This window comes from Marinobacter sp. DS40M6, assembly GCF_028581595.1.
Classification (GTDB): domain Bacteria; phylum Pseudomonadota; class Gammaproteobacteria; order Pseudomonadales; family Oleiphilaceae; genus Marinobacter; species Marinobacter salarius.
This window is the reverse complement of sequence record NZ_JAFCAE010000002.1, coordinates 174,101-187,797: the sequence shown is the minus strand read 5'-3', so window position 1 is coordinate 187,797 and position 13,697 is coordinate 174,101. Positions and strand designations below refer to the sequence as shown.

11 protein-coding genes and 1 tRNA gene are annotated in these 13,697 nt (G+C 56.6%); 10 read left to right on the top strand and 2 right to left on the bottom strand.

Annotated features, from left to right (window positions below; translation table 11 throughout):
• Positions 1 to 17 precede the first annotated feature (17 nt).
• From rseP to JJO78_RS04820, 10 genes are all read left to right on the top strand, one after another.
• Positions 18 to 1,367: an RIP metalloprotease RseP gene (rseP, locus tag JJO78_RS04865; protein WP_041335150.1), complete on the top strand. Its 1,350-nt coding sequence runs from the start codon at positions 18 to 20 to the stop codon at positions 1,365 to 1,367.
• A 43-nt stretch (positions 1,368 to 1,410) separates the two neighbouring features.
• Positions 1,411 to 3,729, top strand: coding sequence for an outer membrane protein assembly factor BamA (gene bamA, locus JJO78_RS04860; protein WP_036206138.1), 2,319 nt, complete (start codon positions 1,411 to 1,413; stop codon positions 3,727 to 3,729).
• 51 nt (positions 3,730 to 3,780) lie between these two features.
• Entirely contained in the window at positions 3,781 to 4,278 is a 498-nt protein-coding gene (locus JJO78_RS04855; RefSeq protein WP_041335153.1) for an OmpH family outer membrane protein, read from the top strand.
• Positions 4,279 to 4,328: 50 nt separating this feature from the next.
• Entirely contained in the window at positions 4,329 to 5,354 is a 1,026-nt protein-coding gene (lpxD, locus tag JJO78_RS04850) for a UDP-3-O-(3-hydroxymyristoyl)glucosamine N-acyltransferase (protein WP_273623009.1), read from the top strand.
• An 11-nt stretch (positions 5,355 to 5,365) separates the two neighbouring features.
• Positions 5,366 to 5,803 carry a 3-hydroxyacyl-ACP dehydratase FabZ gene (gene fabZ / locus JJO78_RS04845; RefSeq protein ID WP_036206143.1) on the top strand — a complete coding sequence of 146 codons (438 nt, stop codon included), beginning with the start codon at positions 5,366 to 5,368 and terminating at the stop codon, positions 5,801 to 5,803.
• A complete protein-coding gene (gene lpxA / locus JJO78_RS04840; RefSeq protein WP_273623004.1) occupies positions 5,803 to 6,594 on the top strand; it encodes an acyl-ACP--UDP-N-acetylglucosamine O-acyltransferase in 792 nt (263 codons plus the stop codon). Before fabZ ends, lpxA begins: the two co-directional genes overlap by 1 nt.
• 19 nt (positions 6,595 to 6,613) lie before the next feature.
• On the top strand, positions 6,614 to 7,798 hold the full coding sequence (lpxB, locus tag JJO78_RS04835) for a lipid-A-disaccharide synthase (RefSeq protein ID WP_273623002.1): 1,185 nt from the start codon (positions 6,614 to 6,616) through the stop codon (positions 7,796 to 7,798).
• Positions 7,795 to 8,472 carry a ribonuclease HII gene (gene rnhB, locus JJO78_RS04830; protein ID WP_041335156.1) on the top strand — a complete coding sequence of 226 codons (678 nt, stop codon included), beginning with the start codon at positions 7,795 to 7,797 and terminating at the stop codon, positions 8,470 to 8,472. The genes lpxB and rnhB overlap by 4 nt, the downstream gene beginning before the upstream one ends.
• Positions 8,473 to 8,542: 70 nt before the next feature.
• Positions 8,543 to 8,619 (top strand) — tRNA-Met (locus JJO78_RS04825).
• 331 nt (positions 8,620 to 8,950) lie between these two features.
• Positions 8,951 to 9,412 (top strand): fibronectin type III domain-containing protein, encoded by a 462-nt coding sequence (locus JJO78_RS04820; RefSeq protein WP_227517763.1) that lies wholly within the window; start codon positions 8,951 to 8,953, stop codon positions 9,410 to 9,412.
• A gap of 46 nt (positions 9,413 to 9,458) precedes the next feature.
• Here JJO78_RS04820 and JJO78_RS04815 read toward each other — a convergent pair whose 3' ends face one another.
• Positions 9,459 to 12,026, bottom strand: a complete 2,568-nt coding sequence (locus JJO78_RS04815) for a CHASE2 domain-containing protein (protein ID WP_273622999.1) — start codon at positions 12,024 to 12,026, stop codon at positions 9,459 to 9,461.
• Between the two features lie 33 nt (positions 12,027 to 12,059).
• A complete protein-coding gene (locus JJO78_RS04810) occupies positions 12,060 to 13,697 on the bottom strand; it encodes a FecR family protein (RefSeq protein ID WP_273622998.1) in 1,638 nt (545 codons plus the stop codon).

Genomic DNA, 13,697 nt, shown 5'->3' with positions numbered 1-13,697 from the left:
CACCAACAGAGAGCATTATGCAGATCGTTGAAACCGTATTGGCGTTGATACTCACGCTGGGCATTCTGGTGACGCTCCATGAAGCTGGTCACTTTTGGGTGGCTCGCCGCTGCGGTGTCAAGGTTTTGCGGTTTTCTGTTGGTTTCGGGAAGCCTCTGTTTTCGTGGTACGACCGGCAGGGCACCGAGTTTGCGGTTGCGGCGATCCCTCTCGGTGGCTACGTGAAAATGCTGGATGAGCGGGAAGGGCCGGTGCCCGAAGAGCTCAAGGATCAGGCGTTCAATGCCAAGCCCCCATCGAAACGTATCGCTATTGCTGCCGCTGGGCCCATAGCGAATTTCCTGTTTGCCATTGCTGCCTACTGGCTGCTCAGCGTGGTTGGTTTCACCACGGTTGCGCCCATTGTAGGCGACGTCAGTCAGGGGAGTGTCGCGGAACGGGTCGGGCTCACCAGCGGCATGGAAATCCACCAGGTCGACGGCCGTCGTGTGACATCCTGGCGCGACGTGAACATGCGCTTGCTTGAGCGCACGGGTGAGTTTGGTGAGGTAACCATCGATGTCTCGCAGAACGGTAACCGCGGGACTCTGCGGGGAGCTCTGGATGGCTGGAGTCTAAGTGAGGACACGCCGAACCCGTTGAATGAGTTTGGTGTGACGCCCTGGCGGCCCGACGTACCGGCAGTGCTGGGGGAGATATCACCGGGTGGCCGGGCTGAGGCCGGCGGGTTGAAATCCGGCGACCGAGTGGTTGAGGTGGACGGCAAGCCAGTAGCGGACTGGTTCGAACTGGTGGCTTTCATACGCGAGGCGCCCGAAAAGCCCCTGGAGCTAACGGTCGAACGCGATGGCCGCATGGAACAAATCCGTGTGACGCCCGCGGAAAGAACGGCAGACGATGGCAGTGTTACCGGTTTTGTGGGTGCGGGTGTCAGCGAGGTGACCTGGCCTGATCACGTACTCAGGGATGTCAGTTATGGTCCCCTGGCAGCGATTCCCAACGCGGTTTCCGAAACCTGGGGTGACACTCGATTGACCCTGGTCGCGATCAAAAAAATGGTGACCGGATTGCTTTCTCCCACTAACCTTAGTGGCCCGATTACCATTGCCAGGATAGCGGAAGCCAGTGTAAGTTCCGGTTTCGAAGACTTTATTCGTTTTCTTGCCTACCTCAGTGTCAGTCTTGGGGTGCTGAACCTTCTGCCAATACCGGTTCTTGATGGTGGGCATATTGTCTATTACACCATTGAAGCCATCCGCCGGAAGCCTCTATCAGAGCAGGCCCAGGCGTTCGGACTGCGTATTGGAATGGCAATGATCCTTACATTAATGGTGTTCGCACTTTACAACGACCTGATGCGGTTGTGAGAATTGCGAACTCCTTACGCGCATCAACAGGCGAAATTATTGAATGAGACGTTCTCTTCTGGGTATAGCTGTAGGCTTGGTAGTCGCCACCTCAACCATAAAACCGGCACTGGCTGATGAATTCACCGTATCCGATATCGAGGTAGAAGGCCTTCAGCGGGTATCCGCAGGGACGGTATTTTCCGCATTTCCCGTTTCGATCGGGGAGCCGGTCGATGAGGTGGAGCTGTCCGATGCGATCAAAGACCTGTTTCGCACCGGCCTGTTTACCGATATCAAAGCCAGCCGTGATGGTGGTGTGCTGATCCTTACGGTTCAGGAGCGACCTTCAATCACGTCCATAGACATTGAAGGCAACAAGAACATCGAAACCCCCATGCTGATGGATGCGCTATCCGGAGCGGGTCTCCAGGAGGGGCAGGTATTTCGCAGGGCGACCCTTGAGCGACTGGAGCTTGAGATTCTCCGGTCCTACATCAGTCAGGGTCGTTACAACGCGCGGGTGAAGGCCACCGCCGAGGACCTTCCCCGCAATCGCGTTGCCATCAAGCTGGACATTAACGAAGGTACGGTTGCGGCTATCCAGCACATCAATATTGTGGGTAACGACGCGTTTGACGACGAGCGGCTGCTGGATCTGTTTGAGCTCCAGACCACCAGTTGGTGGAATTCCATCACCAGTGCTGACAAGTATGCCCGGGAGCGCCTGAGCGGCGACCTGGAGTCACTGCGGTCCTTCTACCTTGACCGCGGCTACATCGACTTTACGGTTGAGTCCAGCCAGGTCTCGATATCCCCCGACAAGAAACAGGTGTTTATTGCCATCTCGTTGAACGAGGGGCCTCAATACACGGTGTCAGACGTCAACCTGCGCGGTGAGCTGATCGTACCTGAGGAAGAGCTGCGGGAGCTTATTCCCATTGAAGAGGGCGACGTGTTCTCTCGTTCCCGGATGACGGCGATTTCGGAAGCGCTTTCCCGTCGTCTTGGCCGCGAAGGTTATGCGTTTGCAAACGTGAATGCGGTGCCGGAGCCTGCCGATGACAATACAGCGTCAGTAACCTTCTTCGTGGAGCCTGGTAAGCGGGCGTATGTCCGGCGCATCAATTTTGATGGCAACGTCTCCACCCGGGACGATGTGTTGCGCCAGGAAATGACCCAGATGGAAGGTGGCGTCGCCTCCACCGACCGGATCGAATTCTCGAAAACAAAGTTGGAGCGGCTTGGCTTCTTCGAAACCGTCGATGTGGAGACGGTTCCTGTGCCCGGTACGGATGATTTGGTGGACGTTAACTATTCCGTGGCGGAACAGGCAACCGGCAGTCTGTCGGCGTCTGTCGGCTTCTCGCAGGCCTCCGGGGTAATCCTGGGCGCTAACGTGTCCGAGAACAACTTCTTTGGCAGCGGCAAGCGTGTCTCCTTTGGTGTCAACGTCAGTGACTCCATCAAGAGTGCCAATTTTTCCTACCAAGACCCATACTACACCGTGGATGGCGTCAGCCGTGGTTTCAGCGTGTTTGCCCGTGAAACCGACTTTGAAGAACAGGATATTTCCTCTTACCTGCTGGATGAGTACGGCGGCCGCCTCACCTTCGGTTATCCTACGGACAACATTACCCGCCTTAATTTCGGGCTTGGTTATACGTTGTCCAAGGTGAAGGAGGGTGCATTCACCTCAGAAGAGGTCAAAACCTTCATTGATGAAGAAGGCAACGATTTCAACAATTATTTCCTGTTCGGTTCGTGGCGGCGCAGCACACTAAATAGGGGTGTTCTTCCAACGGACGGCTATAGCCTGTCGTTATCCGCTGATGTAGCGGTGCCCGGCAGCGACCTGACATTCTATAAGCTGAATCAGAAAACCGAGTTCTACCAGCCACTGAATGATAATCAGACCTGGGTATTCAGGGCGCGTTCGGAGATTGGTTACGGGGACGGTTACAACGGCCGAAGCGTGATGCCGTTCTACGAGCACTTCTACGCCGGTGGCTATGGTTCGGTGCGCGGATATGAGGCAAACTCTCTCGGCCCACTTGCTACCAATGCGCCGAACGACTTCTCTGATCCGGACCCCTTCGGTGGTAGCTTGTTGACGGAAGGCAGCCTGGAACTGATTTTCCCCACACCGTTTGCTGGGGATACCCGTTCCATGAGAACCGCGTTCTTCGTGGATGCGGGGCAGGTTTTTGATGCCGATAGGAATTTTGATCCGGCCCTGGATGAAATTCGCCTGTCGGCCGGTGTAGGATTCCAGTGGATCACGGCAGTAGGACCGCTGGCGTTCAGTCTTGCCAAACCCTTGAACGACAAGAGCGGTGATGACACTCAGGTGTTCCAGTTCTCCCTCGGCCAGACCTTCTGATCGTCAGGGCCGGAGGGGGTGCGAAAGACAATGATAAACAGGAGAAATAACATGTTCCGATATTCCGTTGCAGCGATTCTGTCAATGCTGCTGATCGCATTCCCGGCTGCTGCCGAAACCAGAATAGGTGTGGTTGACCTTCGCCAGGCCTTGTTCTCGTCCAGCGATGCGCGCGCGTTCAGCGAGACACTACAGAAAGATTTCGCTGGAGAGGAAGCCAAGGTTCGTGAAGCCCAGGAGGCCGCCCGCAAGCTCAAGGAGCGGCTTGAGAAAGACGGTGCCATGATGAATGAGTCCGAGCGCCAACAGATGGCTGCTGAGTTCCAGGAGAAAGTTAAGGAATTCAATTTCCTCAAGCAGCGCCTGGACTCCACTGTGGCCAATCGCAAGCAACAGTTCCTCGAAGAAGCCCGCCCGGAGGTAGACGCAGCGGTTAAGGAGCTCCTGGAAGAGAACAATCTGGACATGATCCTGCCCAGCGAGGCGGTGGTGTATGTCAAGCCTGAAATGAATCTGACAGAAGAGTTGCTAGAGAAACTGGACCGCTGATACGGAGGGCCGGATAATGGCCCGCCCGGATAAACCTTGTGGAGCTGACAATGACAAAGCGTTCGTACCGGCTGGGCGACATTGCTTCTGAGCTTGGCGCGGAGCTCAAGGGCAATCCCGATACGGAAATCAACGGGCTTGCGACGCTTCAGGCGGCTTCTCCGGGCCAGATAGCCTTCCTGGCCAACCCGTCGTACGGTCGCTACCTGACGGAGACCAGCGCTTCAGCGGTTATACTCTCGCAATCGACTGCGGACCAGTGTCCTACCAACGTCCTGTTACTGGATAACCCCTACCTCGGCTATGCTCGCCTGAGCCATTGGTTTGACCCGGCGCCGGTTCCAGAGCCTGGTATTCACCCGTCGGCCGTTGTGGCGTCTTCCGCGAGGGTCTCGGATACGGCCTGCATCGGCCCTCAGGCTGTTATTGAGGCTGAGGCTGTCGTGGGCGAAAACGTTGTCGTGGGCGCCGGCTGTGTTATTGGAGCCCGGTGTCAGATTGGCGAGCAGACTATACTGCGTCCACGGGTAACCCTGGCCCACGATATCGTTATGGGGATGCGTTGCCATATCCTCAGTGGTGCGGTCATCGGTTCCGATGGTTTCGGGTTTGCTAATGAGAAAGGAGCCTGGCATCGAATAGCCCAGCTTGGCCGGGTCATTCTGGGGGACGATGTTGAAGTGGGTGCGAACACCACAATTGATCGGGGAGCCTTGGACGACACGATCATTGGCGATGGCGTGAAGCTCGATAACCTGATTCAGATTGCGCACAACGTCAGTATTGGTGATCACAGTGCCATGGCGGCGATGGTGGGTATCGCGGGTAGCACACGTATTGGCAGCCACTGTGTTTTTGGCGGCCAATCGGGTGTGGCAGGGCACCTTACGATTGCGGATCACGTCCACCTGACCGGCATGACGCTGGTTTCTGGTGACATTCGGGAGCCCGGCGTGTATTCGTCTGGAACCAGCGCCGACAGCAACCGGCAATGGCGTAAAAATGCTGTGCGTTTCCGTCAGCTTGATGCCTTGGCGCGTCGGCTTAAAGAACTGGAAAAGAAAATGGAAGGCTGAGGCCGCTACTGATGATGTATATCGACGAGATCATGGAATACCTGCCCCATCGCTACCCGTTTTTGCTGGTTGATCGGGTAACAGAGCTGGAAAAAGGACAATTCATCAAGGGCTATAAGAATATCTCCCTTAATGAGCCTTTTTTTACCGGCCACTTTCCCAATAACCCCATTATGCCGGGCGTGCTGATCATCGAAGCCATGGCGCAGCTTTCAGGTATTCTCGGCTTTGTGACGGTTGGCCGGAAACCCTCAGACGGCGTGGTACAATACCTGGCTGGTTCCAGTAAAGCGCGTTTCAAGCGCCCCGTGGTGCCGGGGGACAGGCTGTGCATGGAGTCACAGGTTATTTCCGGAAAGCGTGGAATCTATAAATTCGAGTGCCGCGCACTGGTTGATGATGAAGTCGTCTGTGTGGCAGAAATATTGACCGCTGAGAGAGAAGTTTGATGGCGACAAAAGAATGGTCGGGAGTCCATCCTCAGGCGATTGTGGACCCCTCTGCCAAGCTTGCCGACAACGTAACGGTTGGCCCATGGAGCTACATCGGCCCGAACGTTGAGATCGGAGAGGGGACTGAAGTGATGTCCCACGTGGTCATCAAGGGCCCAACGAGAATCGGCCGCAATAACCGCATATTTCAGTTTTCCAGTGTCGGGGAAGAATGCCAGGACAAAAAATACGCGGGTGAGCCAACCACGCTGGTTATCGGTGATGACAATATCATCCGTGAGAACTGCACCATTCATCGGGGCACGGTTCAGGATCGTGGTGAAACCGGTATCGGCAATGGCAATCTGCTCATGGCCTACGTGCATGTGGCGCATGACTGCATTATTGGCAATAACACCATCCTGGCCAATTGTGCGACATTGGCCGGCCATGTGTCCGTTGGTGACTTCGCGATACTGGGTGGCGGCACCATGGTTCATCAGTTCTGTCATATTGGAACCCACAGCATGAGTGCTGGTGGAAGTATTGTGCTGAAAGACATCCCTGCGTACATCATGGCAAGCGGGCAATCTGCACAGCCGTTTGGCATGAACGTGGAAGGCTTGCGCCGCCGTGGTTTCAGCAAGGAGGTGTTGTTGGCACTCCGTCGTGCTTACAAGGTTATCTATCGTCAGGGCCTGACTACGGAACAAGCCGTTGAAGAGCTCGAAAAAGCCTACTCCGATATTCCCGAAGTTACGCCCCTGATCGATTCCCTTCGTGGTGCACACCGCGGCATCATCCGCTAACCAGGGAGTGAATGCCCCGGTGACGGACCATCACGAAAACTCTGTAGCCAGCACCCGCAAAGTGACTTTCGCCATCGTGGCCGGAGAGGCGTCAGGAGATATCCTCGGCGCCGGTCTGATCCGTTCCCTGCGGCTCAGGTATCCGAACGCGCGGTTTGTCGGTATTGGTGGCGATGAAATGATCGCGGAAGGCTTCCACTCTCTCGTTCCTATGGAACGGCTGTCAGTGATGGGGCTCGTCGAAGTGCTCGGGCGAATACGGGAGCTGTTCGATATTCGCGCACGGCTGATGAACTACCTGCTGGCGACACCGCCGGACGTCGTCATTGGTATCGACTCCCCGGACTTTACCCTGGGTATTGAGCGCAGGTGTCGTGATGCCGGTATTCCGACCGCCCATTATGTTAGCCCGTCCGTCTGGGCCTGGCGGCAAAAGCGGATCTTCACGATCGCCAAATCCGTCAACCTTATGCTTACCCTGTTCCCGTTTGAGGCCCGTTTCTACGAAGAGCACGGCGTGCCCGTGGCCTTTGTAGGGCACCCCCTGGCGGACCGCATTCCAATGATGCCTGATACAGTTGGTGCCCGTCAGTCCCTGGGGCTTCTGGAAGATGCGCCGGTGCTGGCCATTCTTCCGGGGAGTCGGGGCGGGGAAGTGGAGCGCCTGGGTACTCTTTTTCTGGAGGCCGCCCGTTGGATCCAGGGCAGGCGTCCGGATTTGCAACTGGTGATTCCTTGCGTAAACCGGGATCGGGAAAAGCAGGTTCAGGCACTGGTGGAAGCCCTGGACGTGAAACTGGCGGTGACCATTGTGCGAGGCCGTTCGAGAGAGGTGATGGCATCGTCCGACGTGGTATTGCTTGCGTCCGGAACCGCCACTCTGGAAGCCATGTTGCTGAAGAAGCCCATGGTGGTGGGTTACCGGTTGAGTCGTGTCAGCTATGCATTGGTCTCAAGGCTGGTCAAGGTGCCTTATGTGGCCTTGCCAAACCTGCTGGCCAAGGAACAACTGGTTCCGGAACTATTGCAGGATGATGCTTCGTCCGAGTCTCTCGGAGAAGCCGTGCTTGAGCGCCTTGAAAATGAATCCGAACGCGCCCGGTTGACAGCCGCTTTTTCACAATTGCATGAACAGTTGCGACAGGGGGCTGACGAGCAGTCTGCTGCAGCCATCTCCGCATTAATAGAAGGCGGAGCAGTATGAGTAAGCGCCCCTTGCCGCCGTTTGAGTGCCAATATCAGGGGCGACTATTGGCCGGTGTGGACGAGGTGGGACGCGGGCCGCTGGTTGGGGCTGTGGTGACGGCCGCGGTTATCCTGAACCCGGAAAAGCCAATACCGGGCCTGGCGGATTCGAAAAAGCTGACGGACAAGCGCCGTGAGGCTCTTTACGAACAGATCATTGAGCGTGCAGTATCCTGGAGCCTGGGGCGCTGTGAGGCCGATGAGATTGACAGGCTGAACATCTTCCAGGCAACCATGGTGGCTATGGAGCGTGCCGTGGCGGGCCTGCATGTCGAGCCGGAATATGTACTGGTGGACGGTAACCGCTGCCCCAAATGGCGTTGGACCTCTGAGCCAGTGGTGAAGGGCGACAGCCGGGTGGAGGCCATCAGTGCGGCGTCCATTGTCGCCAAGGTGACTCGTGACAGGGAGATGGCTGTGCTCCATGAGGAATTCCCTGAGTACGGCTTTGCAGGCCACAAGGGTTATCCGACGCCCGTACACCTCGAAGCGCTTGGCAGATTGGGTGCAACCGCTCACCATCGTCGCTCATTCCGCCCGGTTCAGGAAGCGATTGATGCCGTGGGTTTGTACAGCCGCGCCGCGGATCAGGAACTGCAATATCCTGGCGACTTGTTTGAAAATATCGATTGACAGGTTCCGGTCGAATCCTTAGTATACGCGCACGTTGATCGGGGGAAGCCCCGGTAAACAACCAGTTTGATGCGGGGTGGAGCAGTCTGGTAGCTCGTCGGGCTCATAACCCGAAGGTCGTAGGTTCGAATCCTGCCCCCGCTACCACTTATAAAAAGCCGGTCTTTGACCGGCTTTTTTTGTGCCTGTTCAGTCTACTTCAGGATTTAGTTCCGCCCTGCATATTTTTCGACCCTTTTGCAACTCCTATCCAGTCGGCTTTCCTTAAATCTAATACTTTCGTACCAAAAATAACCGCCATTTATCGCCTTTCGGGCAAAAAATTGCCCGGTTAATCAGTATCCTCAGTTGTTTCATTACGGTTATCTGTCGAAAAATTGACAAAATCGTAACTTGGGAAATGACACCATTCACATCGATACTTGCCCACGTTTTATACAATTTAACAAATTCGGCAATTTATTGGTGTGAAATACATATGAAACGCGTCATCAAAGTGTCACAGGCATGGATTGCCGCGTTGTTTTTAGGATTGGTCCTCACAGGCTGTGGGGGCGGTTCTTCTGGTAGCTCAGAGAGCACTGCAGGTACAGGCGATAGCACGGGGGTTGGCTCAGGTGGTTCCGAGGGCAATCCACCACCGAGCGGTGGTGGCGAGGGAGTGGTTGACCGCTCGGCGTCGCTCAGCTGGAATGCGCCCACCGATCGTGAAAACGGCGATGATCTAAGTCCGTACGATTTGGAGCGCTACGTTATCAGGTACGGAACGGATAGGAATAACCTCGACAAACAAGTTCAAGTCGACAATGTCGGAGGCTTGGAAACGATGAGCTATGACGTTGAGAACTTGTCGGCGGGCACCTGGTACTTCACGATTCAGGTGGAAGATGTTGATGGCCTGATGAGCGCGCCATCGGCGCCGGTCAGCAAAACCATCTAGTTCAGACAACGGATCTCTGACATGAAGTGTATGCTCGGCCTTGCTGTTACCCCAATGGATGCGCAATCGGCAGTTTGAGGGTAAAGGCCGACCCTTCCCCGGGTCGGGAGCGAAGGGTTATTTCACCGCGATGCTTTTCGACCACAACGTTCACGAACGACAGCCCGAGCCCGGTGCCATGATTGCCAGACAGCTCGCTGCTTTTCTGGCGCTGATAGCGATCAAACAGATAGGGGATTTCTTCCGGAGCAATGCCTTCCCCCTCGTCGCTTACAGTCAGGCACGCCTGGTGGCCGGCCTGAAAAACCTGAATATTGACGATCGATCCGGATGGGCTGTACTGCACGGCGTTGGTCAGAAGGTTGATCACGGCACGTTCAAGCAGTTCCGCATTTCCTTTCAGCCATAAATCCTCTGTTCCCTGAAGTAACAGCTGAATGCCTTTCTCGGCAGCCTGCTCGCTGACGCTGTCGCGGGCGTTCTCAACAATGGCTAAAAACTCGCATTCGTAAAAGCGGGTTTCGGTTAACTGTTCGGCCCTGGCAAGCTGCACGAATTCTTCAGCAAGATGATAACTGCGCTTCGCTAGCCGACCCAATTGGTCGAGCTGTTCCGGCTCGATATGGCCACGATTCCGCTTGAGCTGTTCGATCAGTGCAAGTTGTGAAACCAGGGGCGAGCGAACATCGTGAGAAATGAAGTCGATGGCCTCCCGGTGCTGGCGCTGTTGTTCCCTGAGTTCCGAGATATCCGATATGTTGGCGATAATGCCGTTCTGATCGCTGTCAGGCAGTGAAAACGGCGCGAAGTGAATCAGGAAATCCTTATCGCGAATCCGTAGGTCCACTGTGCGGCTCTGAGCCAGCGTGAGGGTTTCCGAGACGGTTTCATGCCAGGGCGGATTGTCTCGTGGGTCATGTCCCTCCAGAAGTCTGGCCAGGGGCAGGCCGCTGAGGCTTGGCATGGGTTCACGAAACCATTCTTCAATGTGGCCGTTGGCAAAGCGGATAACGCCTAACTCGTCGGTTACGATAATGCCGTCCGGCATGCGTTCGAAGCTGCGCCTGATAAACCTCTGCATCTGACTCATGCGCTCGGTCGCCAGGCGTACTCGCTCGATTCGAGCGGAGATGTTTTCCCTTGGCCCCGTTTTACGCACCGGCTCCTGGGTGCTGGACAGCGGCAAACGGCGGAGGTAGCGCTGGATGGCCTCCCGGCTCAGGTCGTTGGGCAGCTTGAGCCCGATTTTGTAGGTAACGCCATTGCGTATCAGGCTGACCCAGCTTTGGCCATCAATGTGATGCCATTGGCCCGGGGTGTCCAGTGGCGGGATATCATCGGCGGCCAGACCAGAAGACGTCATCACGTCATCACCTTCAGCTAACAGCCAGCCCTCTGGTTGAAGCAGGGCCTGGAAATGGCTGAGCAGTTGCGGTGGGTGCCTCAGTGACGGCTCTTCGAGGGTCATGGTGGGCCCGCGGGCAAGCTCGTCAAGCTGCCGGTTGAGGAAGCTGTTGGTCATGGCCAGCCGTAGTGCGCTGGATACGGGCAGCGCCAGCAGGGGAATTACGATGGCGTGGGAGATCGGTAGCCAGAGCTTGGCTCCGACCAACAGTAGCGCATGCAGGAGAGCCAATAAGCCGAGGCTCGTCAAACAGAGCAAAATGCTACGTGCCGGTCGCATGCGGGGTAGGGTGAACGACAATAGAGCGATGATAAAAACGGCGAGACCAATCGCAATAGGCTTCGATACCCGTGATATCAGTTCGTCTTTCACCAATGCGGAATAACTGTTGGCGTGGAACTCAACGCCGGACATGGGCTGATTGAGGCCCGAAAACGGGGTGGGCAGGATGTCGCCAAAACCCGGTGCGGTTGCACCCACAAACACGGTTTGCCCTTTGAAAGCATCCTTTGCGAATTGCCCATCAAGCACCTTGGTATAGGAGTGGGAAGGCAGCGTCCCGGCACCGCCAGCCATTGGAATGGCGCGGTAGTGCTGTCTGACGTTTGTGTAGGGCGGCACACTGGATATTTCCGGGCCCGGTGACGGTGTATCAGAGGCCGCCAGTGCCAGGCTGGGCCATAGCTGATCGCCCAGGCCATTGAACAGATAAAGTCCTCGCGCCAAGCCGTCTTCGTCAAGCTCCACGTGGGCGTGCCCAAGCGTTGCAGCTGCGGACGCCAACGCAGGGGCGGGAAGTTGTTCGCTGATCAGGTAGTGCCGGGAGGGCGGTGACAGATGAAGCGGCAGGATGACGTTGCCGTGTTTCTGCATGGCGTTGGCCATTGCCTGGTCTGCCGGCGATGGTTCGGGGAACAGGATGTCGAAGACAATCGTTTTGGCGCCGGCCTGATGGAGTTTCTCAATGAGCTGTGCATGGGTTGTCCGTGGCCAGGGCCAGCGCCCCAGGCGATCCATGCTCAGTTCGTCAATGGCGATAACAACGACGTCATCGGCCGGTTCTGCGGGTGTTGCGGTGATAAGGGTGTCGTAAAGCCAGAAGTCCAGGCGCTCCGGAGCAGAGGTCGTCTGGAGCAGTAGCAAAAATGTCAGTAGTGGCAGGCCCAGCGTCCAAGGTGTTGTTTTAATGGGAAACCAGTTCCGGGTCATGGGGCCTGCTGTCGGGTATCAGGAAATTGTGGGTTATTCCAGAAACAATTCCCTCCCTGGTCCCCACCGGCTTTCGAGCGGACCGTCAGAGAGGGCTTTCAGGCGAACAAAATACCGTCTTCCGGGAATGAGGCGCAAGGCCGCAGTGGTATCCGACAGCGTAGCCTCTTTGATGATGTTGTTAAATCCCGGTTCTTCAGACAGCTGCAGGCGATAATCGGTTGCAGTATCCACCTTCTGCCAGAATACCCTTACCTGGCTATCGACGTAGTTGACACTGATGATGCGAACCGGTGGCAAGGTCCCGTTCACGACCAGCGAGCGTGCCTCACTCGTGGCCACAGAATTGCCGCCGGCCTCGGTGACCACCCGCCAGTAGTATTGTCCCGGTGTCAGTGGTCGAGAAGGCAGCGCGCTTTCATCCGGCGCCCACTCGCTGGTGGCAATCGTGTTTCCAAAGTCTTTGTCCTCCGCAATTTCCACCCGGGCGACTTCGTTTTCGCCGCGCAACTGCCATCGGAACTCGGGCATGTCGTCGTTAACGGTCGCGCCTGGTTCCGGTTGTTCCAGTGCGGCAGTCCGGGCCTGTAGGTCGACTTCGAAAGACATGACGCCGGGCATGCCTGCCATGCCACGATTGTCGATGGCGGCAAGGTGAATCTCGTAGCGGCCATTGTCCAGCAGGTTAATATCGAAATCATTGTCGCTGACTTCGCTGCTGTTAATCCAGCGGCCGGACTCGGCATCAAAGATATCCACGCGATGGCTGTTGGCTCCGTTGGGCGTCCAGCTCAACTGTGCAGGAAGTTGCTTCAACTGCTGCGGCAGGGGGTTAATCTCCGGAGCTGGGGGCAGGCGGCGGATGCTCATTCTGCCCACACCTGCGGTTGAAACGCTGGCGCTATAACCAGCTGGAATCCGGCGTGTTTGCCCCGGCGGGCCAAACGATACCTCGCCCTCGGTAACCCGTAGATCGGTCATGCCGGGCGCAGTCCTGAGGGTAAACATGGTGCCCCTGACTGCCGCCACCGCGGAGGGAGTTTCGATCTCAAAACGTGAACCGCCCTCGATCACGGGTTTCACCTGGGTTTCAATTTCGCCCTGATTGAGGCGCAGGCGGGTGTCCACCATGCCGGACTTCCCATACTGCGTCAGGCGATTGAAGGCGAGGCGGGAATGCGGTGATATCCGCACTACAGAGCCGTCAGCAAGTTCGATGGTTGCCGTGCCAGCCTGTGACCGGATTTCATCACCCACCCGAATCAGGGAATCGCTGGTCAGGGGGCGTTTGGTGCCGTCACTACCGGAAATCAGTTGCACCGACCCGGTCACCGAGTTGACCCGCGCAGGGTTGGGTTGGCGCTGAAGCCAGGCAAGGGGAATTCTCAGGTTGTCTCCACTGCCCACCTTGGCGGGGTTATCGATGCCGTTATGCTGTAGCAGGCGAATGGCGGGAATACCCTTGGACAACAATGCGTCAGCGATCTCCGCAAAATGTTCACCGGGTCGTACCGTATAGATCCACTCCGGCGTCGCATTGGATTCAGGGGTAGCAGTGGCCGCCTGGGAACCCCGGGTGACCGAAAGTTCCGCCTGTACTGGCAACGCCGCCAGGGAGCTGATTAGGAGCAGCAAACCGATGAGTGTTCGCAGGGTGACGCATTGACTCAT

What these genes read in the sequence shown, in the direction of transcription:
- rseP (WP_041335150.1), top strand. Translation starts at nt 18, where the DNA reads ATGCAGATCGTTGAAACCGTATTGGCGTTGATACTCACGCTGGGCATT.
- bamA (WP_036206138.1), top strand. Translation starts at nt 1,411, where the DNA reads ATGAGACGTTCTCTTCTGGGTATAGCTGTAGGCTTGGTAGTCGCCACC.
- JJO78_RS04855 (WP_041335153.1), top strand. Translation starts at nt 3,781, where the DNA reads ATGTTCCGATATTCCGTTGCAGCGATTCTGTCAATGCTGCTGATCGCA.
- lpxD (WP_273623009.1), top strand. Translation starts at nt 4,329, where the DNA reads ATGACAAAGCGTTCGTACCGGCTGGGCGACATTGCTTCTGAGCTTGGC.
- fabZ (WP_036206143.1), top strand. Translation starts at nt 5,366, where the DNA reads ATGATGTATATCGACGAGATCATGGAATACCTGCCCCATCGCTACCCG.
- lpxA (WP_273623004.1), top strand. Translation starts at nt 5,803, where the DNA reads ATGGCGACAAAAGAATGGTCGGGAGTCCATCCTCAGGCGATTGTGGAC.
- rnhB (WP_041335156.1), top strand. Translation starts at nt 7,795, where the DNA reads ATGAGTAAGCGCCCCTTGCCGCCGTTTGAGTGCCAATATCAGGGGCGA.
- JJO78_RS04820 (WP_227517763.1), top strand. Translation starts at nt 8,951, where the DNA reads ATGAAACGCGTCATCAAAGTGTCACAGGCATGGATTGCCGCGTTGTTT.
- JJO78_RS04815 (WP_273622999.1), bottom strand. Translation starts at nt 12,026, where the DNA reads ATGACCCGGAACTGGTTTCCCATTAAAACAACACCTTGGACGCTGGGC.
- JJO78_RS04810 (WP_273622998.1), bottom strand. Translation starts at nt 13,697, where the DNA reads ATGAGTCAATGCGTCACCCTGCGAACACTCATCGGTTTGCTGCTCCTA.